At 58.3% G+C, this 23,468-nt stretch carries 26 protein-coding genes and 1 pseudogene; 15 read left to right on the forward strand and 12 right to left on the reverse strand.

Annotation, left to right across the window (positions count from 1 at the left end; all coding sequences use genetic code 11):
- Nucleotides 1-25: 25 nt before the first annotated feature.
- Nucleotides 26-526: a phosphate-starvation-inducible protein PsiE gene (locus BKD70_RS10230; protein WP_047273414.1), complete on the reverse strand. Its 501-nt coding sequence runs from the start codon at nt 524-526 to the stop codon at nt 26-28.
- Nucleotides 527-782: 256 nt separating this feature from the next.
- Here BKD70_RS10230 and BKD70_RS10235 point away from each other — a divergent pair, with 256 nt between their 5' ends.
- The gene (locus BKD70_RS10235; RefSeq protein ID WP_047273413.1) at nt 783-1,040 is read left to right on the forward strand and encodes a YebG family protein; all 258 of its coding nucleotides are present in this window, start codon (nt 783-785) and stop codon (nt 1,038-1,040) included.
- Nucleotides 1,041-1,142: 102 nt separating this feature from the next.
- Here the strand turns inward: BKD70_RS10235 and BKD70_RS10240 are convergent, their stop codons facing one another.
- The 4 genes from BKD70_RS10240 to hmgA form a co-directional block, all read right to left on the reverse strand.
- Nucleotides 1,143-2,165, reverse strand: coding sequence for a Glu/Leu/Phe/Val dehydrogenase family protein (locus BKD70_RS10240; protein WP_047273460.1), 1,023 nt, complete (start codon nt 2,163-2,165; stop codon nt 1,143-1,145).
- A gap of 118 nt (nt 2,166-2,283) precedes the next feature.
- Nucleotides 2,284-2,922, reverse strand: a complete 639-nt coding sequence (maiA, locus tag BKD70_RS10245) for a maleylacetoacetate isomerase (RefSeq protein ID WP_047273412.1) — start codon at nt 2,920-2,922, stop codon at nt 2,284-2,286.
- 10 nt (nt 2,923-2,932) lie between these two features.
- Complete coding sequence (gene fahA / locus BKD70_RS10250; protein ID WP_047273411.1) at nt 2,933-4,237, reverse strand: fumarylacetoacetase; 1,305 nt, start codon at nt 4,235-4,237, stop codon at nt 2,933-2,935.
- Between the two features lie 2 nt (nt 4,238-4,239).
- Complete coding sequence (gene hmgA / locus BKD70_RS10255) at nt 4,240-5,544, reverse strand: homogentisate 1,2-dioxygenase (RefSeq protein WP_047273410.1); 1,305 nt, start codon at nt 5,542-5,544, stop codon at nt 4,240-4,242.
- Between the two features lie 164 nt (nt 5,545-5,708).
- Between hmgA and BKD70_RS10260 the strand changes: the two genes are divergently transcribed.
- Entirely contained in the window at nt 5,709-6,503 is a 795-nt protein-coding gene (locus tag BKD70_RS10260; protein ID WP_047273409.1) for an IclR family transcriptional regulator, read from the forward strand.
- A gap of 12 nt (nt 6,504-6,515) precedes the next feature.
- Here BKD70_RS10260 and BKD70_RS10265 read toward each other — a convergent pair whose 3' ends face one another.
- The 4 genes from BKD70_RS10265 to BKD70_RS10280 all read right to left on the reverse strand — a co-directional run bounded on the left by BKD70_RS10265 (nt 6,516) and on the right by BKD70_RS10280 (nt 8,902).
- Nucleotides 6,516-6,875: a hypothetical protein gene (locus BKD70_RS10265; RefSeq protein WP_047273408.1), complete on the reverse strand. Its 360-nt coding sequence runs from the start codon at nt 6,873-6,875 to the stop codon at nt 6,516-6,518.
- A gap of 104 nt (nt 6,876-6,979) precedes the next feature.
- The gene (locus tag BKD70_RS10270) at nt 6,980-7,351 is read right to left on the reverse strand and encodes a hypothetical protein (RefSeq protein WP_047273407.1); all 372 of its coding nucleotides are present in this window, start codon (nt 7,349-7,351) and stop codon (nt 6,980-6,982) included.
- Nucleotides 7,352-7,839: 488 nt separating this feature from the next.
- Nucleotides 7,840-8,526, reverse strand: coding sequence for an LrgB family protein (locus BKD70_RS10275; RefSeq protein WP_047273406.1), 687 nt, complete (start codon nt 8,524-8,526; stop codon nt 7,840-7,842).
- Nucleotides 8,516-8,902 (reverse strand): CidA/LrgA family protein, encoded by a 387-nt coding sequence (locus BKD70_RS10280; RefSeq protein ID WP_047273405.1) that lies wholly within the window; start codon nt 8,900-8,902, stop codon nt 8,516-8,518. The genes BKD70_RS10275 and BKD70_RS10280 overlap by 11 nt, the downstream gene beginning before the upstream one ends.
- Nucleotides 8,903-9,001: 99 nt before the next feature.
- Between BKD70_RS10280 and BKD70_RS10285 the strand changes: the two genes are divergently transcribed.
- The gene (locus BKD70_RS10285) at nt 9,002-9,898 is read left to right on the forward strand and encodes a LysR family transcriptional regulator (protein ID WP_047273404.1); all 897 of its coding nucleotides are present in this window, start codon (nt 9,002-9,004) and stop codon (nt 9,896-9,898) included.
- On the opposite strand, the gene BKD70_RS10290 is transcribed toward BKD70_RS10285, so the two are convergent.
- Nucleotides 9,879-10,334: a flavodoxin gene (locus tag BKD70_RS10290; RefSeq protein WP_047273403.1), complete on the reverse strand. Its 456-nt coding sequence runs from the start codon at nt 10,332-10,334 to the stop codon at nt 9,879-9,881. The genes BKD70_RS10285 and BKD70_RS10290 overlap by 20 nt on opposite strands.
- Before the next feature lie 160 nt (nt 10,335-10,494).
- Here BKD70_RS10290 and BKD70_RS10295 point away from each other — a divergent pair, with 160 nt between their 5' ends.
- On the forward strand, nt 10,495-10,962 hold the full coding sequence (locus tag BKD70_RS10295; protein WP_047273402.1) for a PAS domain-containing protein: 468 nt from the start codon (nt 10,495-10,497) through the stop codon (nt 10,960-10,962).
- A gap of 59 nt (nt 10,963-11,021) precedes the next feature.
- Complete coding sequence (locus tag BKD70_RS10300) at nt 11,022-11,627, forward strand: hypothetical protein (RefSeq protein ID WP_047273401.1); 606 nt, start codon at nt 11,022-11,024, stop codon at nt 11,625-11,627.
- A gap of 2 nt (nt 11,628-11,629) precedes the next feature.
- Here the strand turns inward: BKD70_RS10300 and BKD70_RS10305 are convergent, their stop codons facing one another.
- Nucleotides 11,630-12,571: a MerR family transcriptional regulator gene (locus BKD70_RS10305; RefSeq protein WP_047273400.1), complete on the reverse strand. Its 942-nt coding sequence runs from the start codon at nt 12,569-12,571 to the stop codon at nt 11,630-11,632.
- Between the two features lie 177 nt (nt 12,572-12,748).
- Here BKD70_RS10305 and BKD70_RS10310 point away from each other — a divergent pair, with 177 nt between their 5' ends.
- The 6 genes from BKD70_RS10310 (at nt 12,749) to BKD70_RS10335 (ending at nt 15,760) form a co-directional block, all read left to right on the forward strand.
- On the forward strand, nt 12,749-13,318 hold the full coding sequence (locus tag BKD70_RS10310; RefSeq protein ID WP_047273399.1) for an antibiotic biosynthesis monooxygenase: 570 nt from the start codon (nt 12,749-12,751) through the stop codon (nt 13,316-13,318).
- Nucleotides 13,319-13,433: 115 nt separating this feature from the next.
- The gene (folM, locus tag BKD70_RS10315) at nt 13,434-14,144 is read left to right on the forward strand and encodes a dihydromonapterin reductase (RefSeq protein ID WP_047273398.1); all 711 of its coding nucleotides are present in this window, start codon (nt 13,434-13,436) and stop codon (nt 14,142-14,144) included.
- Nucleotides 14,145-14,167: 23 nt separating this feature from the next.
- A complete protein-coding gene (folE, locus tag BKD70_RS10320; RefSeq protein ID WP_047273397.1) occupies nt 14,168-14,728 on the forward strand; it encodes a GTP cyclohydrolase I FolE in 561 nt (186 codons plus the stop codon).
- Nucleotides 14,728-15,099, forward strand: coding sequence for a dihydroneopterin triphosphate 2'-epimerase (gene folX / locus BKD70_RS10325; protein WP_047273396.1), 372 nt, complete (start codon nt 14,728-14,730; stop codon nt 15,097-15,099). The genes folE and folX overlap by 1 nt, the downstream gene beginning before the upstream one ends.
- Before the next feature lie 30 nt (nt 15,100-15,129).
- Nucleotides 15,130-15,426: a DUF1244 domain-containing protein gene (locus BKD70_RS10330; RefSeq protein WP_047273395.1), complete on the forward strand. Its 297-nt coding sequence runs from the start codon at nt 15,130-15,132 to the stop codon at nt 15,424-15,426.
- On the forward strand, nt 15,419-15,760 hold the full coding sequence (locus tag BKD70_RS10335; protein WP_047273394.1) for a HopJ type III effector protein: 342 nt from the start codon (nt 15,419-15,421) through the stop codon (nt 15,758-15,760). The genes BKD70_RS10330 and BKD70_RS10335 overlap by 8 nt, the downstream gene beginning before the upstream one ends.
- On the opposite strand, the gene BKD70_RS10340 is transcribed toward BKD70_RS10335, so the two are convergent.
- Nucleotides 15,757-16,905 carry an AGE family epimerase/isomerase gene (locus BKD70_RS10340; protein WP_047273393.1) on the reverse strand — a complete coding sequence of 383 codons (1,149 nt, stop codon included), beginning with the start codon at nt 16,903-16,905 and terminating at the stop codon, nt 15,757-15,759. The two genes, BKD70_RS10335 and BKD70_RS10340, sit on opposite strands and share 4 nt — an antisense overlap.
- Nucleotides 16,906-17,307: 402 nt before the next feature.
- Between BKD70_RS10340 and BKD70_RS10345 the strand changes: the two genes are divergently transcribed.
- The 4 genes and pseudogenes from BKD70_RS10345 to BKD70_RS25190 form a co-directional block, all read left to right on the forward strand.
- On the forward strand, nt 17,308-20,949 hold the full coding sequence (locus tag BKD70_RS10345) for a toxin VasX (RefSeq protein WP_047273392.1): 3,642 nt from the start codon (nt 17,308-17,310) through the stop codon (nt 20,947-20,949).
- A 382-nt stretch (nt 20,950-21,331) separates the two neighbouring features.
- Nucleotides 21,332-22,075 (forward strand): hypothetical protein, encoded by a 744-nt coding sequence (locus tag BKD70_RS10350; RefSeq protein WP_256542552.1) that lies wholly within the window; start codon nt 21,332-21,334, stop codon nt 22,073-22,075.
- A 382-nt stretch (nt 22,076-22,457) separates the two neighbouring features.
- Complete coding sequence (locus tag BKD70_RS10355; RefSeq protein WP_256542553.1) at nt 22,458-23,210, forward strand: hypothetical protein; 753 nt, start codon at nt 22,458-22,460, stop codon at nt 23,208-23,210.
- A 4-nt stretch (nt 23,211-23,214) separates the two neighbouring features.
- A pseudogene (locus BKD70_RS25190) lies at nt 23,215-23,468 on the forward strand (hypothetical protein); the annotation flags it as partial.

Here is a 23,468-nt window from a genome sequence, read left to right on the forward strand (position 1 = left end):
CCTTTTTTGTGTGCCGAACGTGGCGTTACAGCTCGCCCTTCTCCACTTCAGGGTGCTCGCCCGAGCCTGCGCCGGTCTTGCGATGCGGGTTCTCGATCTTCACGGACGGGAACTGCGAAGACGCGTATCGCACCACCAGGATCGCAAACGCCAGCAACAAAATGGCGCCCGTCAAATACACAACGCCCATGTCTGGCGGGTTGTGGTGCGACACGTTGGAAATCAGCAAGCGGGTCAACGCCGTGATCGCCACGTAGATCAGGAAGCGCACCGGCATGTGGTTGGTCTTGAAATAAATCCCGACCATGGCGCCCAGTTCGAGGTAGATGAACAGCAACAAGATGTCGTCAATGCTGATATTGCCCTTCTCCACCATTTGCAAAAATTCCATCACAGCGGCCCAGGCCGTGACCGCGCCTATGGCGAACAGCGCCAAATAATGGAAGGTTTCGACAAACAGGTTGCCCATCGACTCGGCCAGTTCATGGACCTGGCGCCGTAGCTTTTCGGCTTTGTTCACTCTCACGATGCAGCTCCTTGAAACGACTCGAACGGATAATCCGCGATGCTCATGACACTTTTTGCATGCAGAAAAAAGGCCAGCACCGCGAATGAGAAGGTGGCCGGGCGCCATTAGACACGTCCGCCCTGCGCTTCACACCCCAATTGCAGCTAGAGTAAAAAAGCCGCTATTCAAATGCTGGCGATTGGCTTATCCTTTTAGCTGTATATAAATACAGTAATCGCAAGACAACTTATCGTGAAGGCATATGAGGTGGTAAATGGCCGTCGAAGTGGTATACCGCAGCAGCCGAGATCTGGAGCGTTTGTTCATGGATAAAGCCGAAGCTGACCGTCATGACAAAATGCTGGAGCTGGCAGAGTTACTGGCTGAAGTGTTGCAAAAAGCTGTGCCGTCCCTGAACGAGCAGCAAGTCGAAGAAGCAGGCATCTACATGGCGAAAAATCGCGATATCTTTGCCAAGGCCTTCAAGAGCCAGCCGGACGCCTTGTCTGAGCTGCTGACTGACAGCGAGTAAACACCTGCAGCCGTCACCGGGCTCTGGCCAGCGAGCAGAGCCCGACCTTGTGACCGACCGGCATGCGGGCAATCAATCGAGCCCCGAGGCATGCGGTACTGGTTATTCGCCGTACAACATTTTTTTAGCCAGTTCATCCGACACCCTTGCCGGTGAGCGCTTTTCGGCTTGTGCGTGGGCATAAATGCCAGTCAGTCGCTCGCTGATGCGCAGCAGTTGTTGGTTGATGGCTTCAGGTTGCGCCCCTTGATGGGTCAACGCCATGAAGATCAAACCGCCCGAATTGATCACGTAGTCCGGCGCATACAGAATGCCCCGGCGCTCCAGTTGGTCGCCCACCTGCAAGTTGGTCAGCTGGTTGTTGGCGCACCCCGCCACGGCCGAACAGCGCAATTGCGCCACGCTGTGCCAGTTGAGCACGCCGCCCAGACCACAGGGCGCGAGTATGTCGCACGGGGTGCTGAGCAAGGCTTCCGGGGCAATGGGGTGCGCACCCAATTGCTCCATCGCCAGTCGCACTTTGCCCGCGTCGGTGTCGCTGACCAGCAACTCGGCGCCTGCTGCGTGCAGTTGTTCAGCGAGCGCGAACCCGACCTTGCCCAACCCTTGAATCGCTATCCGCAACCCTTCCAGATTATCGCTGCCCAGTCGCCATGACGCCGTGCTGCGAATGCCCGCGAACACCCCCATCGCGGCATGAGGCGAGGGATCGCCCGCCGCAGTGGTGCTGGTGACGTGTTGGGTGTATTGGGCGATGCAGTCCATGTCGGCCGTTGACGTTCCGCTGTCGATGGCCGTGATGTAGCGTCCATCCAGTTGCTCGACACAACGGCCGAATGCCTCAAACAGGGCCGCACGGCTTTCAACATGCGGGGCGCGCATGATGACGGCCTGGCCGCCGCCCGCTGCCAGTCCGGCCAGTACCGCCTTGTAGCTCATGTCTTGGGCCAGGCGGATCGCATCATTGATCGCGCTTTCGTCATCGGGGTAAGCCAGATAACGGCAACCGCCCAGTGCAGGCCCGAATTGACTGTTGTGAATGGCAATCACCGCTTTGAGCCCGGTGACAGGGTCGACACTGAGATGAAGCGACTCCAGACGAGCGCTTTGCATGAGAGCAAACATGTTCCGGCCCTCGAGAGGTGACAGGTAATCGCCAGTATAGGCGTCGCCTGAAAAGTCGTTGAAGTGCGCAGGCATAAGCCCGAACAACCTGTGCGGTTTCGGGCATATGTTGCTGGGCTCAGGCCGGGGTATCGGGCTGCCGTGACGGGTGTGCGTTGATGAACGCCGGATGTTGCGCGGCCAGTTGCGCCACGCGCGCGATGCGTGGATAACCTGCCAGCGACACGCTAAAACGCTCGGCCGCATACAACTGAGGAATCAGGTACACATCTGCCAGGCCCGGCTGCGGGCCAAAACAAAAATCGCTGTCGCCAATCAACTGCTCGATGGTGGCCAAACCTAAGGAAATCCAGTGGCTGATCCACTGCGTGACATGGGCTTCGCCCTGCCCCAGGGCACGCAGTTGATTGAGCACACTGACGTTGTGCAACGGGTGAATATCGCACCCGATCACACTGGCCACGCCGCGCTCATGTGCGCGGGTGATCAGGTTGTCAGAAAGCAGCGGCGGCTGCGGATAACGCTCTTCGAGGTATTCGATGATGGCCGGGGACTGGGTCAGCACCTCGCCGTCGTCAGTGCGCAAAGCCGGTACACGGCCTTGCGGGTTGAGCTTCAGGTAGTGTGGCTGGCGATGCTCACCGCCCCCGGCCGCGATCAGGTTGACCGCGACCGACTGATAATCCAGCCCCTTGAGCGCCAGCGCGATACGCACCCGATACGAGGACGTTGAGCGATAGTAAGTAAAGAGTTCCATGACTCGCTCCTTAACGCGCCGCGATCACCTTGCCACGGCATTCGCCAAACCCGATCGGGGCAAAACCATCACGGGTGCAACGGGCACGCAGAATGATTTCGTCGCCGTCTTCAAGGAATTTACGCACCTCGCCGGAGGCCAATTCGACCGGGTGTTTTCCGCCCTCGGTGAGTTCCAGCAGGCTGCCCAATTGCGAGCGTTCAGGCCCCGACAACGTGCCCGAACCAAACAGGTCACCGGCTTGCAGTTGGCAACCGTTGACGCTGTGGTGCGTCACCAACTGCGCGGCCGTCCAGTACATGTTCAGGGTATTGCTCAGCCCCAGACGATGAGGTGCCAGGTTTTGTTCGCGCATGGCCTGTGTCAGCAGCAGCACTTCCAGTTCGATGTCGAGCGCGCCAGTGGCCTGATCCTGCTCATCCAGCAGGTACGCCAGCGGCTGTGGATCTCCCTCCGGGCGTTGGGGCTGGGCACGACGGAACGGCTCCAGCGCTTCGGCCGTCACCACCCAGGGTGAAATTGAGGTAATGAAGCTTTTCGACAGGAATGGGCCCAGCGGTTGATATTCCCACGCCTGAATGTCCCGGGCCGACCAGTCGTTAAGCAGACAAAAACCGGCAATATGCTCGCCCGCCTCACTGACAGGAATGGCATCTCCCATCTCATTGCCCTGGCCGATCCAGATACCCAGCTCCAACTCGTAGTCCAGACGGGCACACGGGCCAAAACTCGGCTCGGTCTGGCCTGCTGGCAGGGTCTGACCTTTAGGGCGACGCACCTCGGTGCCCGACGCGCGGAGGGTGGACGCCCGACCGTGGTAACCAATCGGTACATATTTATAGTTGGGCAACAGCGGGTTATCGGGACGGAACAACTTACCGACGTTTTTCGCATGTTCGATGCCCACGTAAAAATCGGTGTAATCACCGACTCGGGCTGGCAGGTGCATTGTGCAATCGGCAGCCAGTGGTAACAGGCTGGCGCTCTGCGCTTCGATCTTTGCACGCAGCGTGCTGCCTTCAACGAACAGTTCAATCAAGCGTTCGCGCAGCGCGACCCGGGCACGGCGGCCCAATGCGAAGAGGGCATTCAATGTGCCGCCCAGTGTCGCTTCAACAGCCACCTTGGCCTGGCCTTCGAACAGACCGGCCGCCAGCCCCGCTTCCAGATCCAGAATGTGATCGCCGATGGCAACACCGCTGCGGGGTGTCGAACCGGCGAGGCTGAACACGCCCAAGGGCAAGTTCTGCAACGGGAAATCGCTGTGCCCGTTGGCAGAGGCGATCCAGCTACGGGCAAGAGTGGACTGGGTCATGCTTATCTCCGGTTCGGGGTGAAGGTGACGGGCAAGGAGGCCCAGCACGCGTCGTATTGAGTTTGCAGTTGCGGGCATTCCAGGGCGTACCGGGTCGCACGCAACACTTGGCTGGTCTCGAACATGAAGGCCATGGTGTTGTCGATCTTGCTCGGTTGCAGGTCGGCCGCAATGGCTTTGCTGCAGGTTTCGCCATCCGGGCCGTGGGCGCTCATGCAACTGTGCAACGATGCGCCGCCGGGCAGGAACCCTTGCGCCTTGGCGTCGTAGCTGCCCTGAATCAAGCCCATGAATTCATTCATCAGGTTGCGATGAAACCACGGTGGCCGGAACGTATTTTCAGCCACCATCCAACGGGGCGGGAAGATCACGAAGTCCAGGTTGGCCAGGCCCGGAACACTGGTGGGCGAGGTCAATACCGTGAAAATCGACGGGTCGGGATGGTCGAAACTGACCGTGCCAATGGTATTGAAGCGGCGCAGGTCGTATTTGTACGGCACGTTGTTACCGTGCCAAGCGACCACGTTCAGGGGCGAATGATCCAGTTCACAGCCCCAGAGTTCGCCAAGGAATTTTTGCACCAGTTGGGTCGGTTGCTGACGGTCTTCGTAGTGCGCCACCGGGCTCAGGAAGTCTCGCGGATTGGCCAGGCCATTGCTGCCGATTGGCCCCAGGTCCGGGAGGCGCAACGGCGCGCCGTGGTTTTCAGCCACATAACCGCGCGCCTGCGCATCCAGCAGCTCAACGCGGAATTTCATGCCGCGCGGAATGACCGCAATCTCCAGAGGCGCCAGGTCCAGACGCCCCAACTCAGTGGCAATCCGCAGGCGGCCCAGCTCAGGCACGATCAACAGTTCGCCATCGGCGTTAAAAAACACCCGCTGCATCGAGCTGTTGGCGCAGTAGTTATAAATGCTGATGCCTGAAGGCTGGTCTGCCGTGCTGTTGGCGGCCATTGCCACCAGGCCGTCGATGAAATCGGTCGACGCATCCGGGATCGGTAGCGGGTTCCAGCGTAAGCGATTCGGTGTCACGGGCCCCAGTGTGCCGCCAGCCAGTTGCCGCTCAAGTTTGCTGAACGCAGGGTGATTGGCCGAAGGCTGGATGCGGTACATCCACGTGCGGCGCGCTTCGCTGCGGGTCATGGTGAAGGCGGTGCCCGACAACAATTCGGCGTACAGGCCGTAAGGGGCTTTTTGCGGGGAGTTCTGGCCAACCGGCAAGGCGCCGGGCAGTGCCTCGCTGCAAAATTCGTTGCCGAACCCGGATTGATACTCAAGGGTCGACGAGGACAGTTCGAGGGTCATGGAGCCTCCAGAGTGGAGAAAGCAGTTAACTGCGCTCAGCGCTGAATCAGTGCGCGCACCACTGCATTATTTTTATCGTAATTCAATTACGCATAACGTAATTTGATTGCCGATTAGCGTCAAGCTATAAAGACGCCCATTCATCCCGAGATGTAAGCCATTCCATGGACAAGCCCAGCCCCAGCGCCGACACCACAGGCAAGCAAAAAGTACGTTCCGCTGAAGTCGGGACGGACATTCTCAAGGCACTGGCCGAGTTGTCGCCCTCCACCTCGCTGTCGCGTCTGGCTGAGCACGTGCAGATGCCCGCGAGCAAAGTGCATCGCTATTTGCAGGCCCTGATTGCCAGTGGATTTGCCGAGCAGAATCCCGCCACCAACCACTATGGTCTGGGGCGTGAAGCCTTGCGGGTCGGTCTGGCCGCGCTGAACAGCATGGATGTTGTGAAGGTCGCCGCAGCGTCCTTGTCCGAGTTACGCGATGACTTGAACGAGACCTGTTTTTTGGCGGTATGGGGCAACCAGGGCGCAACGGTTGTCCACATTGAACCAGCGGTGCGGGCCGTCACAGTGGTGACGCAATTAGGGTCGGTCTTGCCGCTTTTAAGCTCGTCGACGGGTCTGGTGTTCAATGCGTTCCTGCCCGACCGCGAAACCCGGGAGTTGCGCGCACTGGAGCTCAGCAGTGAGCACCTGCACCCGCTACAAGCACCTGAAGCCTACGAGCAGTTGTGCGAGAAGATTCGTGAACGCGGCCTCCACGTGGTTCACGGTTTGTTGATGCCTGGCGTCGATGCCTTATCGGCGCCGGTGTTTGATGCGACCGGCAAGGTAGCCGCCGTATTGACGGTGGTGGGCCCGGCGTCGCTGTTCCATCCCGATCAACAAGGCCCGGCTGCCAGCCGTGTATTGGCTGCCAGCCAGGCGATCAGTTGGCGCATGGGGTATCAGCAGCGCTGATACCCTCAGGGCTTACCTGCTCCACTGATATTTGGCTTCATCCTGCAGTTTGCGCATGATTTTTTCGATGTCATACAACGAAGGCTTGCGGATGCGATCGGCTTCATCAAACGTCCAGGGCTTGGAGAAAGCCTGGGTCAGCCCCTGGACGTAGGTCGGTTCACGGTCTTGCACCAAACACGCAAAACCGACCTCGAGCAGCGATTCGCTGGAGACCAGTTCAAGCGTGACCGGATCGTCCACGATGTTGATGTACACCTCGCCGCAATCCAGACCGTACCCTTCAAGCTGCTTGTTCAAAAAGGTCCGGATGCGATCATTTAAGGCGTTCAACAATTGCGGATCTTTTGAGTCATCAATAACGTTGTTCACGTTGCCATTCCTGTAAGGATCTCCCCCAGTGCGTTCGTTCTGACAGCATGATCCTGTCAATACCTCAGGTTTTCAGCGAACTTCGGGGGTTATGAAAGGGAATATCAGCTGTTCCAGTGTTCTTTGGCATGCGCCAACAGCTCTTGCATAAGCGCTTCCACTTCACGGACAGACGGGCTGCTCACGCGAACAGCTTCGTCATAGACCCAATGCTTCGAGAAGCACCCGGTCACTGCGGTGTCGTGAATTTGAACATTGCCCCACTCCAGCGTGTCATTGCCCAGGGCATTCAGGTCCTGGCTGAATGTCACGACAGGCTCGGCGGCATTGCTGACGGTGGTGATGTATACCTGCTGACTGTCTGTGCCGTGCGCCTCAAGCTTGGCGTTCAGGAATTCACGTACGCGCGTATCGATTTCCGGGCTTGGCTTGAGGGTGAAGTCGACGTCAGCAGCATTTTTATCAATCGTGTTCAAGGTAAAACTCCTTTTATAACTACCTGCCCTTCAGCCTCATGCTGAAATTGGAAAGCAGGCAGAAACCTGTCGATGGCTTATTAAATGCGATCTGACACGGGGCGATGCACTACATAGTTATTGACGGGATAGTCGCGAAGAGTCCCAAGAGATGCGGGCTAGAGAGCCGCATCAGGCATTTCACTATTGCCGAAGTTGTAACAGAGATTGTCTGAAAGCAGACTTACTCCCGCTCCGCCCACGCCGTATTCTTGCCCCCGGTTTCAGGCGCACTGCCAGAGCCCCACGGGCATTGAGTCGCGACGATTCTGCCGACCGAATTCAGTCCCAAGCCTTACAGGTCATGGGCCATCCAGGTTCACCTTGACGTTGATTTGTAGCTCCTTGATCGAACGTCTTCCTTGGCCGCTGTCTTTACAGCGGCCTTTTTTATGAGCGGGATTTGAGGGGCGGGCATAGCAGTGCCCGGCAGGCAATGAGCGTGGTGACTACAACACCATCGCCAACAGCGGTGCCGCAAAGAGATTGAGAATACCGGTCAGCACCATGACCAGCCCCGCGACGGAGCCTTCTTCGCTGCCGACCTCACGGGCACGGCTCACGCCCGCGCCATGGGCACCGATCCCGAACAACGCTCCGCGCGCCAAACTGCTGTGCAGCGGCAACCACTTAAGCAGGATGCCCCCGAGCAAGGCGCCAAACACGCCGGTAAACATGACGAAGACTGCGGTCAGCTCAGGTACGCCGCCCAGATCTTGCGCCAGTGGCATGGCAAAGGGCGTGGTGATGGAGCGTGGCACCAGCGACAGGGTCAACGAGGTGTCCAGCGCCAGCGCCCTGGCCAGCCAGAACGAGCTGGCGATGGACGCCGCACTCCCCGCCAGCATCCCCAGCAGCAACGCCACCCAGTGTTTGGCCAGCAAGAGCCGCTGTTGCCAGATAGGTACAGCAAAGGCCACCGTGACCGGCCCCAGCACGAGCATCAGCCAGTGGGTGTTGCTGGCGTACTCGGCGTACGCCGTGTGCAGGGGCACCGCCACGGCGAGCAGCAACGCGGGCACAAGGATCAGCGGCGACAGCAGGTAGCGCCCTGTGCGCCGATACAACCAGCGACTCAAGCCATAGGTCGCCAAGGTCAGCAGCAGCCAGAACATCGGCATCCATTCAAACTTCATGGCGCAACCTCCAGCGGCACACGGCCTCGACGGTGAACGCCGTGACGACCATCACCAACAAAGTGCTGATCCCGATCACCAGCAAAATTCGCCAGCCTTCGTCCCGTACCAGCGCGCCGTAGTCGAGCAGGCTCATCAATGCCGGAATAAAAAACAGCAGCATTTCAGCCATCAGCACACCCGCGCCCAGTTGCAGCGCGGCCGGTTTGACCCAACTCAGCGCAAACGCCAGCAGCAACAGCGCCATGCCCACTACCCCACCCGGAATGGGCAGGTGTAACCACACCGAAATCTGGCAACCGAGAAAATAAATAGCCAGCAATACGGCGATTTCGCTGACTAGACGGCCCAAGCGTTTTACATCGAAGCGTTTCATTTTGTGTCCATCCCAAACAGGCTTTCAGTGTAAAGACGCCCCTTCCATCCCGAAAACGAATTGTTAGACTGACAGCCATTCCAAACAGGAATTTGAAAAATGGAATTCAAACAATTGCGCACATTCGTTGAAGTTGCGCGCGCCGGGGGCTTCACACCGGCCGCCCATACCTTGCACATCAGCCAATCGGCAGTGAGCAAGCAGGTGGCGCAGCTTGAACACAACCTTGGCACGCCGCTGTTTGACCGCCTCGGTTCGCACGTGCGGCTGACCGCAGCGGGCACGGTGGTATTGCAACGGGCTGAGGGGATGTTGCGTCTGCAACAAGAGTTGTTGAGCGAACTGGACGACTTGAGTCAACTGACCCGCGGCGAGTTGCGCCTGGGCTTGCCGCTGTTGGGCAGCGATGCGCTATTCGCCAGCCTGTTTGCCGAATACCGGCGCCGGTATCCCAATATTCAAGTGCAATTGCTCGAAGGCGGCAGCCTGGTGGTTGAGCAGGCCGTGTTGAGCGGCGAGCTGGAGTTGGGCGGCAGTTTGACGCCGAAAAACCCGACCTTTGCCTATCAACCGTTTTGTGATGAGCCACTGGACGCACTGCTTCCTGCCGATCATCCGCTGGCTGAAGACGGCAGCGTGCGACTGGAGCAGCTGTCTGAAACCCCGTTCTTGCTGTATCAGCGCAGTTTTGTATTGAACGATCGGTTACTGCAGGCCTGTCAGCAATTGGGTTTTACCCCCAAAGAGGGGGGCCGCAGCGGGCAGTCGGATTTTCTGGTGGCGCTGGTGGCCGCCGGTCAGGGCGTGGTGTTGCTGCCCAGCGTGGTGGCACGCGGGCTGGTTCGCCCCGGCGTGGTGAGGCTAAAACTCATCGCGCCTGAAGATCTGCGATGGGACATCGCGTTCATCTGGCGCGAAGGGGCGTATTTGTCTCGCGCAGCGCAAGCGTGGCTGGAGCTGCTGCGCGAACGGCCGGTTACTGGGTCAGTGCTTTGATGAAGGCTTCGACCCACGGTTCGCAGTCACTTTCCGGGGTCACGGTTTCGCTGGCGTCCAGGCGCAACATCGGCTGCACTTCACGCAATCCCAGTTCCGCGAACAACTCGCTCATCAGTTGACCGCCACCGCAGTAGGTATCGCCATAGCTTTCATCACCGAGCGCGATCACGCCGCCCGGCAAGCCGCGCCAGGCCGCAGGCAGTTGGTCACGGATGGTGCTGTATAACGGCGCCAGATTGTCCGGCAGCTCGCCCATGCCGGTGGTCGAGGTCACCGCCAGCAAGGCTTCGGGGGCAAATGCCTGGATATCGGCCAGGGTTGCGCGAGAATTGAGCAAAACCTCGCACCCGGCATCGGTCAGCAATTGTTTGGCATGACGGGCAACTTCTTCTGCGGTGCCATACACCGAGCCACAAAGGATGGCGACTTTCATCAATCTGATCCTGTCACTGACTAAAAGGCTGGGATATTAGCAGGTGACGCCACGTTTCGGTGATGGCACGTGGACAGCTCGTACCTTTGTCTTAGAATGCATGGGGCCTGCAGGCGCATTTGTCCGGAAACCATTCACTCACTTTCAGAAGAGCGGCTTGATGATCAACGCACGTTTGCTGCAACGCATGGTTGACGCGTCCCAAGACGGCATTGTGGTAGCCGAGCTTGAGGGGGACGACACCATCCTGATTTACGCGAACAAAGCCTTTGAAACACTCACGGGGTACAGCAGTGACGAGGTTTTGTACCAGGACTGCCGGTTTTTGCAGGCGGGTGATCGGGACCAGGTCGCGCTGCAAGTGATCCGCGATGCCATGGCCCGTGGCGAGCCGGTCCGTCAGCGGCTGCGCAATTACCGCAAAGATGGCACGCACTTCTGGAACGAGCTGTCGATCACCCCGGTTTTCAACGAAAGCGATCAACTGACGTATTTCATTGGCGTGCAGAAGGATGTCTCTCAACAAGTGAAAGCTGAGCAGCGTGTAGCGCAACTGGAAGTCGAGTTAGCGGCGGTCCGGCAGGAACTGCAAACCCTCAAGGCGACGAGCGGCCTCAACAAAATGTAGAATCGATGGTCTGTTGTAAACAGTTACGACTTTTTATTGACCCGCTTCTGAGTTTCACCATGTCACACGATGCCCTTCTGACTCAGGACGAGTTGGATTTCATTCAGACCATGCATCAAAACCCGCTGCTCAATCAGCGGGATGCGTCGTCGAGCCTGACGCTCAACGGTGTGGCACAAATTCGCGATCTGCTCACGCGCCTGGCCGCCCATGAGCAAGTGACGCTCCAGGCTCAAATCGCCAACCAGCAAATGAGTTTCCCGCTGCGTCTGGTTGAAGATGAATTCCATGCGCAGCACTTGCAATTGGGGGCGCCGAGCATTTTTGAAGAGGGGCCGCTGATTCGCCCGTGGCGTTTCACGCTCGCTGAACCGGTTGCATTGGAGAATATTCGCGGGCGCAGTGGCCAACTGTGGGTCAGTGAGGTGTCGTTCAAGGGCATGCTGATTGATGTGCGCAATGACAGTCGCCCGCCGCGCCAGTTTTGCCAATGGTTCAGCCCCACCGGCTATGAGCGCATTGCCGTGCGCGGCACGCTGGAGCGCAAGACCGAGCTGGGGCAATACGCTTACCGTCTAAGCCAGCGCGATGCAGGTGAAACAGAACGCCTGCGCCAGTTCATCCTGCAACAGCATCGTCTCGCCCACCCCGCCTTGCATGCCTAGCCTCAGGCACCCTTGAGATACGCATCCAGTCGTTGACTCATCACGCCGGGTTCACACCCCAGACAACCGATGGATGAGTCCAGCAAATGGTCGTGTGCCAACTCGCACGCTTCGCCCGCCAGCCACACCGCGCAACTCACGCCGTGTACCACACGCAATAAACGCTCGATCCGCGAAGAGCTCAGCGCGCGTGTACCCAACAGGACCAGGGCCTGGGGATTGACCTTTTCGCAAATCAACGACAGTTCATTCAGCGGCTGCCCGACAGCCAACACGCGGATCGCCCGGTCACTGCGCGCCAGCAACAAGCCTGTCACCAGTAATTGCAGCTCATGGCACAGCTCTGGCAAACCCACCAGCACGACACACTGCGCATGCTCGGTTGCGCCTTGCATGTTCAGGCGTTGCAGCACACGGCCGCGCAGGAAACTGTCGAGCAGCAGCCACTCGCTGGTACGACCAAACTCGTCTTGCTGACGCAACAAATGCTGCCAAAGCGGCATAAACACATCGTTGAACACAATCTGCGGCGGATAGCTGGAAAAAATCTGCCCGTAGAGCCGCTCTAACTCGCACTCATCAAAGGCATTGAGCGCCTCACTGATGCGTGATTGCCACTGCGCGTATTCATCCGCCTGCGGGGTGGACTCAGCGCGGTCAAGCTCGGCCCGGCGGGCCAGCAACTCACCCACTTTGCTGACAGAAACGCCCCGTTCAATCCAGCCTTGAACCTGACGCACTGTCTCAATATCGGTCATGGAATACAGCCGATGCCCACTTTCGGTGCGTTTTGGCTCGATCAAGCCATAACGTCGCTCCCAGGCACGCAACGTGACCGGGTTAATGCCGGTCAGGCGGGCGACCTCGCGGATCGGGTAAAGACCTTCGATGTCTGGCTCGGCCGCAGGCAAGACTGCAGGCGCACGATCAATAATCACGGGCATGGAATGGGCCACGTTCACGGTAAAGAAGCGAGTCTAACGCGCATTCACGGCTGTTCAAAATGGCGTGTGACCCGGGTTTGGGAACAATCCTTGCTTGATGGCCTTGCAGCCCACCATCCCGGCGCTGCCCTTAATGCTTGCCCTACCCGGGCCGCATCCGTTTGATGGAGATACACAATGTATACCTCCCCAGTCACCTTGATGGTTGCACGCCGTGTCGCCCAAGGGCGTTATCAGGAACTGATCGCCTGGCTACACGAAGGCGAACAATTGGCCACGGACTTCCCCGGCTATCTGGGGTCGGGCGTACTGGCCCCGCCGCCCGGCGACGACGAATTCCAAATCATTTTCCGCTTTGTCGACGAAGCAACCCTAAACGCGTGGGAACATTCTGTTTCGCGCAAATCCTGGTTGCTGCGCGGCAGCGATCTGTTTGCCCATCCCCACGAGCACCGCGTCAAAGGCATCGATGGCTGGTTTGGCGCAGCCGGGCAACGTCCGCCCCGCTGGAAGCAAGCAATCGCCATATGGCTCGCCTTTTTCCCGGTATCGCTGCTGTTCAACGTTGTGCTGAGCCCGTGGCTGGGCGAGCTGGGACTGGTGACTCGCGTGTTGGTCAGCACGTTGGCCCTAACGCCGTTGATGGTGTATTGGTTTATTCCGCTGTCGACCCACCTGCTGGCGGGCTGGCTGCACAGCACGCCTGAGAAAAGCCTGCGCACCGCCGCCGCCCCGCAGAGCCGCTGAGTCGCCCCCCTCAAAACAGGAGAGTCCGCCCGGGCATGGCCGTGGTCCAGTGGACGCTGGTATAGTTTTGCCATTACGCCGCTGCACTCTCCTGTTCTTCTGACCCGAGCCTGCCATGCCTTCTCACTCTGCCCCCATTTTGATCACGGGCGCTGGCCAGCGCATTGGCCTGCACTGCGCGCAGCAATTACTGGCCGACGGTTACGACGTCATCTTCAGCTACCGCACTGAAAAACCCGGCGTGCAGACGCTAAGGGATCTGGGGGCAACGGCACTTCAGGCGGATTTTTCGACCGAGCACGGCATCCTCGGGTTTATCGAACAACTCAAACAGCACACCGACACCCTGCGTGCCATAGTGCATAACGCTTCGGCCTGGCTTCCCGAAAAAACTGACACACAAACCAGTGATTTCACGCAGATGTTCAGCGTCCATATGCTTGCGCCCTACCTGATCAACCTGCATTGCAGTGAACTGCTGGAGCGCTCTAATCCGGCGGACATCGTGCATATCAGCGACGATGTCACGCGCAAGGGCAGCAGCAAGCACATTGCCTATTGCGCGACCAAAGCCGGTCTCGACAGCCTGACCTTGTCATTCGCGGCTAAACTGGCGCCACGCATCAAAGTCAACGGCATCGCACCGGCGCTGTTGATGTTCAACCCGGACGACGACGCGGCATACCGTACCAAGGCGCTGGCCAAATCTGCGCTGGGCATAGAACCCGGCCCGCAGGTCATCTACCACAGCCTGCGTTATCTGCTGGACAACCCCTACGTCACCGGCACCACCCTGACCGTTAACGGCGGTCGGCATCTTAAATAAGCCGTCCGCGAGGAAGTATTTTCATGAGCACATCGTTGCCTGAGCATTACCGCGAGATCCTGGTGGGTCTCGGTGAAAACCCTGACCGCGAAGGCTTGCTCGACACCCCGAAACGCGCCGCCAAGGCGATGCAATACCTGTGTCACGGCTATGGCCAGAGCCTTGAGGACATCGTCAACGGTGCCCTTTTCGCCTCGGACAGCGATGAGATGGTGATCGTCGCCGACATCGAGCTGTACTCGTTGTGTGAACACCACTTGCTGCCCTTCATCGGCAAGGCCCACGTGGCGTATATCCCGACCGGCAAGGTGCTCGGCCTGTCGAAAGTCGCCCGCATCGTCGACATGTTCGCCAGGCGCCTGCAGATTCAGGAAAACCTGACGCGGGAAATCGCCGATGCCATTCAAAGCATCACCCAGGCAGCGGGCGTGGCGGTGGTCATTGAAGCCAAGCACATGTGCATGATGATGCGCGGCGTCGAAAAACAGAATTCCACCATGAACACGTCGGTCATGCTCGGCGCGTTTCGTGAACCGAGCACCCGCATGGAGTTCTTGCAACTGATTGGACGGAGCAAGCCGTAATGCCACAACTTCAGCCAGGAATGGCCCGTATTCGCGTCAAAGACCTGTGCCTGCGCACCTTCATCGGGATCAATGAAGACGAAATCCGCAACAAACAGGATGTGTTGATCAACCTCACCATCCTGTACGCGGCGCAAGAAGCCGTGCGCGATAACGACATCGATCACGCGCTCAACTACCGCACCATCACCAAGGCGGTGATTGCCCACGTTGAAGAAAACCGCTTCGCCCTGCTGGAGCGGCTGACCCAGGAATTACTGGATCTGGTGATGGCCAATACGGCGGTGTTGTATGCCGAGGTCGAAGTCGACAAACCGCACGCCCTGCGTTTTGCCGAATCGGTATCGATTACCCTGGCCGCCAGCCGCTAAGCTGGCCTGCCCTTATGCCCGGAGCCCAACATGACTGACCAGCAACGCCTTGAACTCGAAGCCGCCGCCTTTCGCCGCCTCGTCGCCCACCTCGACAGCCGCAAGGACGTGCAAAACATTGACCTGATGAACCTTTCGGGGTTTTGCCGCAATTGCCTGTCCAAGTGGTACAAGGCCGCGGCCGATGAGCGCCAGATCGAGCTGAGCCTCGATGACGCCCGTGAAGTGGTTTACGGCATGCCCTACGCCGAGTGGAAAGCCCAGTACCAGAAAGAAGCCTCTGCCGAACAGGCGGCGGCGTTTGCCCAAGGAAAAAAGCATGACTGACCTGAACACCCTGCGCGCCAGCCTGAACAGCGGCGAACACGTTTTTGCCGATACCCTGGCGTTCATCGTCGAGCACTACGATTACCAGCCGCAGGCATTCACCAACGGCGACGTGGAAAACGCGGCCAAGCAAAACGAGGGTTCGTGCAAAACAGTGGGGCTGGCGTTGCTCGAAGGGTTGAGCGATCAGGAGACTTTGCTGGCGTTTGGCGAACATTACCGCTCAGTCCTGGCGACCCCCGAGGGCAGCGATCACGGCAACATTCGCGCGCTGATCGCTCATGGTCTGGCCGGGGTGAAGTTCACCGCCCGGCCACTGACGCGCAAGGCTTAAATCGGGCCGACTGACGCGAAGTACTGCGCCAGGCCGCTGTAACACGTGGCCAGGTGATAGGGCGTTGTTGACGGCATGTCGGCGCGGCTGACATGCCCTTGCGGATCCAGGCACTCGTACCAGCCCCCGTGGTGCAAGAAATGCTGCTGCAACGCCTGCAACTGGCGTGGCAGACGCTCAAGGCAATTCTTGCGCAATGTCAGCGCCCGCACATACTCGGCCTGTGCCCAGATTCGCTGAGTACCATCTCGCAATTGGCCATCACTGCCCAACATGCCGCACACCGCGCCTGTCTGCGCATCCACCCCGACCTGTTCGGCATAACTGAACGCGCGATCCAGCGAGCCGTGCAGCGCCGTGGTGCGCAGCAACGTCGACGAGTGCAGCAGGAAATACCATTCGAATTGATGCCCAGGCTCGAACCAGTTGTCTGCCGCGCCACGGGGTTTTTCCAGCATCACGCCATGCTCGGGGGCGATGAAACGTGTTTGCATGCCCTCGGCCAGCGCCAGCAATGCACGGCGGGTGGGCACATCGTCACGCACCGAAAGCGTGGCCAGAAACCCCTCAGCCAGGTGCATCAACGGATTTTGCAGCGGCCCGCTGCCCAGCGGCGACCAGTCCCGGTCCAGGCTGGCTTCATACAACCCCTCGCCATCGCTGAACCGCTCAGCCACGACCTGTAGCGCGGCATTGAGCACCGATTCAACCAGCGGCTCACGCACCTTGGCCCAGTAATGGGCACAGGCAAAAATGATGAACGCATGGGTGTAGAGGTCTTTGCGCTGATCCTGCGGCGCGCCGTGCGGGTCGATGCTGTAGAACCAGCCCCCGTGCTCGGCGTCATGAAAGTGCTGCTGCAACGAGCGAAACAGCGCCGCTGCCCGCTCGGCCGCGCCCGGGAAGGCCGGGTCACCGATCAGGCTGGCAAACACATACAACTGACGGGCGCAGGCCATGGCGCGGTAACGCTGAGGCGCCAGGGGTTGATGGGCGGCGCTCAACGCTTCATAGGGCAACGCCAGTTCGGCATTCCAGCCGGGGCCTTGCCACAACGGCACGATGACCTGACGAAAATGCTGCTGCACGGCCGCAAACCGGGCAATCAGTTCGGAAGGAAAAACAGGGCTGGTTACATCGGGCATCGGCAGGATTCGTCACGGCTGGGGCGTTTGCGCGACATGATACACCCAAAGTTCGCTGGCACCGATGAGGGTGTTTACCGCTCGGCGCAGGGACAGAAAACGGCGTGCCAGCGCTGTTTTGGCAAAACAGGCCAATTTGCGCAGAAAGCTGCGCAGCGACTTTCGGATAAGCCCCGACCTCAAGGCTACAGCCCCCGCAGACAACGCCTTCTGGCGTATCGGGCAACAACTTGCGCAGCACTGCGCAACAACTTGCGCAAATTGACGGACATACAACACCGGGATCCACCGGGCTTGCGGCGCAAAGTGCCGGTTTACAAGGGCGGCGGGGAGGCTGGCATAAGTCTTGAGTGAGGCTGACTTTTAACCGTCGCGGGCGTCACACCTGCGGGAGCCTCAGACATGGCCAATAGCATCCCTCGCCGAAACCCCAACAACATCAACCGAAGCCGACTGGACGCCAAAGTCGCGCTCGGCGTATGTCCGCTTAGCAAGCCCACCCTGCAACTGGTGCCACTGCGCTACGGTTTGGTAGACAACCCGGCGCTGGACCCGGCCACTGCCCTGTCCATGCCGTACCGCCTGAGCAGCCGCCCGCTCGGGATACGTTTGCCCCGTGACGGCTGGCTGTATGTGATCGACAGTGCCACAGGCGAACTATCCGAATACCGGTTGCTTGACGGCCTGCTCACGCAGTTGCTGCTAAAAAGCACAACCGTCACAGAAGATGAGCGGCAGACGTCAATCGGCCCGCCTCACTTGATTGTGTCCAGGCACAGCACCTTGTATGTCACGTATGCCGAGACACAGTGGACGGCCAGAAAATGCCAGCAAGTGCTCAACTCGGCCGAAGAACGCACTCATTTTATGCAAGCGGTGCATCCCGGCCTGACGAACTGCCAAACGGGCGGTACGCACTTGCTCACCCCGCAAATGGCCGAGCAATGGCTGGCCGAAGTGGCCACTGAATATGTGGACTATCACCAGCAGCACCTTGACCAGACCGCGACGTTGGCCGAACACGCGGCTTTTGCCGAACGCCAGCGACAGTTGGCCAAAACCCCTGAACACGAGCGCCAGCCTTATCTGTGGGAACAGCCCCGACGCTTCCAACAGATATCCATGGGCACCCTGGCCAGCAGCGTGGCGCCGGAGTACCACCATGACATTCTCTATTTAGTGCTGGAAGACACCCTGGGCGTTTTACGTGACTTGGCCAATTATCAGGATGAAGTCGTAGGCTGGGTCACTGACTGGGCCAACGGTGGAGCGCAAAAGGGTCACAACGAGCGGAATTACCTGTTGGGGTGTTACATCGAGTCCCTCACCTGGTTGGCCGAATCGGACTGGCAAACATTCGCGGCCACCCTCGATGACCCGGCCATCCAGGCACTGCTGGAAGACTTCAAAAAACTGCCTGAGCCTGAGCGCGCGGTGACGGGCAAAGCGATACACGAGTACCTCAATCGAGGCGGACTGATGACGCCGCCCCCCAACACATCGATTCCAGCAGACCTTGAAGCCCTGAGGCGTGAGGCTGAGATGGAGGCAGCGCTGTATCAAGCGTATGTGCCAGACCTACAATTGCTCGCGGTGCGAGCCGTTGAAGATATCGATCGCTGTTATTACACGCGAGCGCATTTTCGCGTAGCACCTGCTGCGTTTGTCGAGGCCCATTTCGAGGCGTTGATAACCCTGGGTAAACAACGCAGCCGGGATACCCAAGACATCCTGTTTGGCGCACGGTTCGGCCAGCGAGGCGTGAACGAACTCATCGACCGCCCCGCCATGGATCGCGAGCTGCAGGCACATCGTGATGGGCTTGAGCGCTGGAACCGTGTGCTGGACAACATCACCGCTGACCGGGTTGCTCTAATAACCCGCGGCGCCTTTCACAACGCCGCCTGGTACTTCGATGCCCAACAGGCGGGGCAAGTGGATCACGCGTTCTCACTTGAATACGCCTGCCTGAAAGATATTTGCCGCAGCGATGAAGCGTGCGACCAATTGCTGGCCTACCTCGAAGGCAACCCGCAATTCGTTGTCCGGTTGTACTACACCCTGCCCATTAGCGAACAAACGGCGTTGTGGGTTCAATACGCCTTTTTACTTGCCAGCAGCGTGGCCGTGTACAACAACTTGCCCGAGCAACTGGCGCGTCTGGACACCCTGGAACGCGGTCGCCTGCCAGCGCTGGACGAGCTACCAGAAAGCACGCGCAACGTGGCCCATGCCGCACAACACGCCTGGAGCCCGGCCCTGAACCGCGGGCTGGAATCCCTGGTTGCCAGTTTTGACGGCATTGTCAAAGGCAACACCATGCCGGACCTCGACCAATTGTTTCGCGACCTGCCCCAGGCATTGACCCTGCGCATTTTGCAGGCGGCCAAAACGGAAGGCGCAACCTTTCACTTTGCCACCCCGGCCGAGCTGGACAGCCTGCGCGAAACCCTGAAAGAGGTGCTGGACCAGCGCGAAAGGCTGTTGAAACTCAAGCATAAGCGTCAGCAGGTCAACCGCGTTGACGGCCACCGCTCGCTCAAATCCCAACAGCTACTGCACGAAATCAACACCCTGCGCGGGCAACTGACCCAAGGAGAGGCCCGACTGGCCGCCAGCATCAGCCCCATCCCGGAACTGCCCGACGAACATGTAAGGCTCTTCGGATCGGCACCCGGGCGTGCAGGCATGACCGTCATTTTCGCCCCGGAAGGCCATCGCCAAGTCGCAAGTTTAATGAGCAACTTTAAAGAAGGCGTTCACCGTGCGCCGGTGATGAATGTGCTGGGGGACGGGGCAGCGCTGTTGTTGTTTTTCGCGCAGATGGTGAATTTGAATCAGGTACTTAAAGAGACATTAGGTGTTTCGCGGAAAGATCGTAAATTTATGCCACTTATAAGCTCTCTGGCAGCGACCGGTGCAAGTGGTTTTGCTGCTGCTCAAGGCGCTTTTGATACAGCATTGAATGCTCAGATTGAAAATTTGAAAGCCAGTTTAAGAATGACCTCTCCAAGTAGTTTACAAGTCACTCTGGGGAAGTTGCATGTTGGATTGGGAGTTGGGACGTATGCTTTTGGCTTATACTCAGCATTAATTAGCTCCAGTACTTACCACGGCAATTGGGTAGAAGCTGTACGAAGCGGCAATCGAGGTACTCAAAACGGTGCAGTATTACAGCTGATCAGTGCCAGCGGTTTAGGCGCCAGCAATGCATATGGTCTATTAAACAGTATTAGCTCAGTAGCTCAGGTATTTAGTGCAGCTAAAGGCCCAGCCAGAAACACTGCCTGGATAATTTCAGGCGCTCGTCTTTCCCAGGTGTTTTTCCGCTTCAGTCTTGTAGGAGGACTATTCACCCTGCTCGAACTTGCAGGAACTTGGATGTACAACCACTACAACACCAGCGCTCACGACCAGTGGCTACAAAGCACACCGTGGGGGCTGGAAACAGACAAACAAAAAAACCTCAGCCTCGCCGGCTTTCAAAGTCACCTTCAAGCTTTACTGCAAGCGCCCTTTGTTCAGGTCGAGCGCCGCCCGGAACGCTCGTATTTGGCAGGCTGGTTCCCAGCCACTCACGTCGGGGAGATCACCATCAATCTGCCGGGTTTAAGCCTGCAAGACTTTCAAGCGCCGTTAGGCGGGCAGCCCCCTCATGGGTTAAAGGTCGGGGCCCGGCGTTTTATCACGGTATTGGACGGGGGCAGACGCCCCAGAAAGTACGCGCAAGAACTCAGTGAACCGGTACAGGCCGGGCTGTTTCGTGTGGAAACGGGCGCACCTAATACGCCGGGGCTGAGGTTAAACCTGAGTTATCCGAATCACCCTGAACGCATTAACGACAAGTTGCATGAAGAGCTGTTACTTGAACTTCAGCTGAAGTCTTTGGATGAACAGGGCCAACCGGTCGTGCGCTCGCACCTTATCCACTTTAACCCCTTTGAGGAAGGTCGCTATCCCTCAGCCGCTCACCCGTTACCCTCCCCTGCGCTGACCTTGTTAGCTGTCGACGTTTTGGCCTTAAAGGAAATCCCTGATGCGTGAATACCCAAACAAATCGCATTTGAGCTCTGCGCCTGAAGCGTTACGCCGGGCAGGTGATGTCGAATCTTTCTTGACAGGTCGTACGACATACCTGGCACCGCTACCTCTTCCTACAAATGCACATCCGTACTGCCCGTATATCAGCGACATTAACGATGTGTATTTAGACTTTGGGGGCGGCAACCCGCAAGTGTTCTCGTACCAGATGTCGTTGGGAGCACCATTTACGTGTGCCTGTATTATCGCTTTTGGTTTCCCGATGATTAGCGGCTTTGCGGCAACACTGCTCGACTATTCTCCTGAGCTGGTCAGAGAGTTTACTGAGGACGTTTTCTTCGCTTGCTGGCCCATTGCCGTAATGATGTGGCTTTTCACAAGTGCCATGTGCCTTTTCGTCTGGCTCAAGGCCCACAAGCTCTTCACCGAAATCATCCCCACCCGCTTCAACCGGCAACGGCGCGAAGTCTGTTTTACGCCCGAAGGGGAAACCGAGCCGTTGTTTGTGCCTTGGGAATCACTCTGCGCGTGGGTGATTCAGTCGCACAGTGCCACGCAATACGGCGCCACCCGCCAGTACGGCATGGGCATGGGGTTTGAACATAAGGGCGAATGGTTATGCATGGAATTCCAGTGTGCGGGATCGCAACTGGGCATCGCCCATTGGGAAGCCGTGCGCGCTTATATGGCATACGAACTGGATGACTTCAATGCCATTCAGGACCCGCAGGGGTTGCAAGGCCCAAACGATCCGCCCCATGAAGGGCTGCATACTTTCCGCAATGCCCGGGCCGGCCTGCACCGGCGTTTGCGTGAGAAAGAGGTGGGCTGGGTGTACGCATTTTTCTGGTACGTCTACCACGTCATTACCTTCTGGACCCTGCCCAATCGCCTGGTCGAGTGGGAAATCAAGCGCATCGACAAAACCGGCCGCCGCGCTCTGCCTCAGGTCATGATCGACTGGTCGCAACCCGTGCCAGTGGAGCAACGGGCCAAGCCCAGCAACACCTTGGTGCGGCTCAGCGCCAAGGTGCGCACCCTGAGAAAGCAATACCCGCGGCATGACATCACCGAGATTTTCGCTGCGGTCTATCGCGCCGAGCGGCCAGCGTCGCCTGGAAAGGAATAGGGACATGGCCAAAAAACACATAGCGAAAAAAGACTCGCCTACACCCACTCCGCCACGAGCAGGTGATATCGAACCTTTCCTGACGGGTCGCAAGACATACCTGGCACCGTTACCTCTACCTACAGATGCCCATCCGTACTGCCCGTATATCAGTGACATCAACGATGTGTATTTAGACTTTGGGGGCGGTAACCCCAACGTGTTCTCGTATCAAACATGGTTGGGAGCTCCATTTACGTGCGCCTGTATCGTCGCTTTTGGTTTCCCGGTGATTAGCGGATTTTTGGCAGTCCTGAACGACTTTTCTCCCGATTTGATCAGGGAAGTGATAGAGGACGTTTTCTACTTTAGCTGGCCCATAGCCATAATGATGTGGCTTTTCATGACTGCCATGTGTCTCTACGTCTGGCTCAAAGCCCATAAACACTTCACCGAAGTCATCCCTACCCGCTTCAATCGGCAACGACGCGAAGTCTGTTTTACGCTCGCAGGGGATAACGAGCCGTTGTTTGTGCCTTGGGAATCACTCTGCGCATGGGTGATTCAGTCCCACAGCGCCACGCAATACGGCGCCACTCGCCAGTACGGCATGGGCATGGGTTTTGAACATGAGGGTGAATGGGTCACTCTGGAATTCCAGTGTGCCGGGTCGCAACTGGGCATCGCCCATTGGGAGGCCGTTCGCGCTTATATGGCATACGAACTGGATGACCTCAAGGCCATGCAAGACCCGCTGGGGCTGCAAGGCCCAAACGATCCGCTCCATGAAGGACTGCACACTTTCCGTAATGCGCGGACCGATATGCACCGGCGTTTGCGTGAGAAAAAAGTGGGCTGGGTGTACGCATTTTTCTGGTACGTCTACCACGTCATGACCTTCTGGACCCTGCCCAATCGCCTGGTCGAGTGGGAAATCAAGCGCATCGACAAAACTGGCCGCCGCGCCCTGCCTCAGGCCATGATCGACTGGTCGCAACCCCTACCCGTGGAGCAACGGGCCAAGCCCAGCAACACCTTGGTGCGGCTCAGCGCCAAGGTGCGCACCCTGAGAAAGCAATACCCGCGGCATGACATCACCGAGATTTTCGCGCACGTGTATCGCGCTGAGCGGCAGGCTCCAGGTAGTGGGGATTAGGGGCATGCCCAAAAAAATCAATGACCAAATACTACGCCCGGATACTCCTCCTCCCTCGCCACAAGCAGGTGATATCGAGTCTTTTATGACGGGTCGCAAGACATACCTGGCACCATTACCTCTTCCTACAGATGCCCATCCGTATTGCCCATATATCAGCGACATCAACGATGTGTATTTAGACTTTGGGGGCGGTAACCCGCAAGTGTTCTCGTACCAGATGTCGTTGGGAGCACCATTTACGTGTGCCTGTATTAT

Source organism: Pseudomonas sp. BS-2016 (genome assembly GCF_001806145.1).
In the GTDB taxonomy this organism is placed as follows: domain Bacteria; phylum Pseudomonadota; class Gammaproteobacteria; order Pseudomonadales; family Pseudomonadaceae; genus Aquipseudomonas; species Aquipseudomonas lundensis.

Coding starts and splice junctions, on each gene's coding strand:
- BKD70_RS10235 (WP_047273413.1), top strand. CDS start 783: ATGGCCGTCGAAGTGGTATACCGCAGCAGCCGAGATCTGGAGCGTTTG.
- BKD70_RS10240 (WP_047273460.1), bottom strand. CDS start 2,165: ATGTTTGCTCTCATGCAAAGCGCTCGTCTGGAGTCGCTTCATCTCAGT.
- maiA (WP_047273412.1), bottom strand. CDS start 2,922: ATGGAACTCTTTACTTACTATCGCTCAACGTCCTCGTATCGGGTGCGT.
- fahA (WP_047273411.1), bottom strand. CDS start 4,237: ATGACCCAGTCCACTCTTGCCCGTAGCTGGATCGCCTCTGCCAACGGG.
- hmgA (WP_047273410.1), bottom strand. CDS start 5,544: ATGACCCTCGAACTGTCCTCGTCGACCCTTGAGTATCAATCCGGGTTC.
- BKD70_RS10260 (WP_047273409.1), top strand. CDS start 5,709: ATGGACAAGCCCAGCCCCAGCGCCGACACCACAGGCAAGCAAAAAGTA.
- BKD70_RS10275 (WP_047273406.1), bottom strand. CDS start 8,526: ATGAAGTTTGAATGGATGCCGATGTTCTGGCTGCTGCTGACCTTGGCG.
- BKD70_RS10280 (WP_047273405.1), bottom strand. CDS start 8,902: ATGAAACGCTTCGATGTAAAACGCTTGGGCCGTCTAGTCAGCGAAATC.
- BKD70_RS10285 (WP_047273404.1), top strand. CDS start 9,002: ATGGAATTCAAACAATTGCGCACATTCGTTGAAGTTGCGCGCGCCGGG.
- BKD70_RS10290 (WP_047273403.1), bottom strand. CDS start 10,334: ATGAAAGTCGCCATCCTTTGTGGCTCGGTGTATGGCACCGCAGAAGAA.
- BKD70_RS10295 (WP_047273402.1), top strand. CDS start 10,495: ATGATCAACGCACGTTTGCTGCAACGCATGGTTGACGCGTCCCAAGAC.
- BKD70_RS10300 (WP_047273401.1), top strand. CDS start 11,022: ATGTCACACGATGCCCTTCTGACTCAGGACGAGTTGGATTTCATTCAG.
- BKD70_RS10305 (WP_047273400.1), bottom strand. CDS start 12,571: ATGCCCGTGATTATTGATCGTGCGCCTGCAGTCTTGCCTGCGGCCGAG.
- BKD70_RS10310 (WP_047273399.1), top strand. CDS start 12,749: ATGTATACCTCCCCAGTCACCTTGATGGTTGCACGCCGTGTCGCCCAA.
- folM (WP_047273398.1), top strand. CDS start 13,434: ATGCCTTCTCACTCTGCCCCCATTTTGATCACGGGCGCTGGCCAGCGC.
- folE (WP_047273397.1), top strand. CDS start 14,168: ATGAGCACATCGTTGCCTGAGCATTACCGCGAGATCCTGGTGGGTCTC.
- folX (WP_047273396.1), top strand. CDS start 14,728: ATGCCACAACTTCAGCCAGGAATGGCCCGTATTCGCGTCAAAGACCTG.
- BKD70_RS10330 (WP_047273395.1), top strand. CDS start 15,130: ATGACTGACCAGCAACGCCTTGAACTCGAAGCCGCCGCCTTTCGCCGC.
- BKD70_RS10335 (WP_047273394.1), top strand. CDS start 15,419: ATGACTGACCTGAACACCCTGCGCGCCAGCCTGAACAGCGGCGAACAC.
- BKD70_RS10340 (WP_047273393.1), bottom strand. CDS start 16,905: ATGCCCGATGTAACCAGCCCTGTTTTTCCTTCCGAACTGATTGCCCGG.
- BKD70_RS10345 (WP_047273392.1), top strand. CDS start 17,308: ATGGCCAATAGCATCCCTCGCCGAAACCCCAACAACATCAACCGAAGC.
- BKD70_RS10350 (WP_256542552.1), top strand. CDS start 21,332: ATGTGCCTTTTCGTCTGGCTCAAGGCCCACAAGCTCTTCACCGAAATC.
- BKD70_RS10355 (WP_256542553.1), top strand. CDS start 22,458: ATGACTGCCATGTGTCTCTACGTCTGGCTCAAAGCCCATAAACACTTC.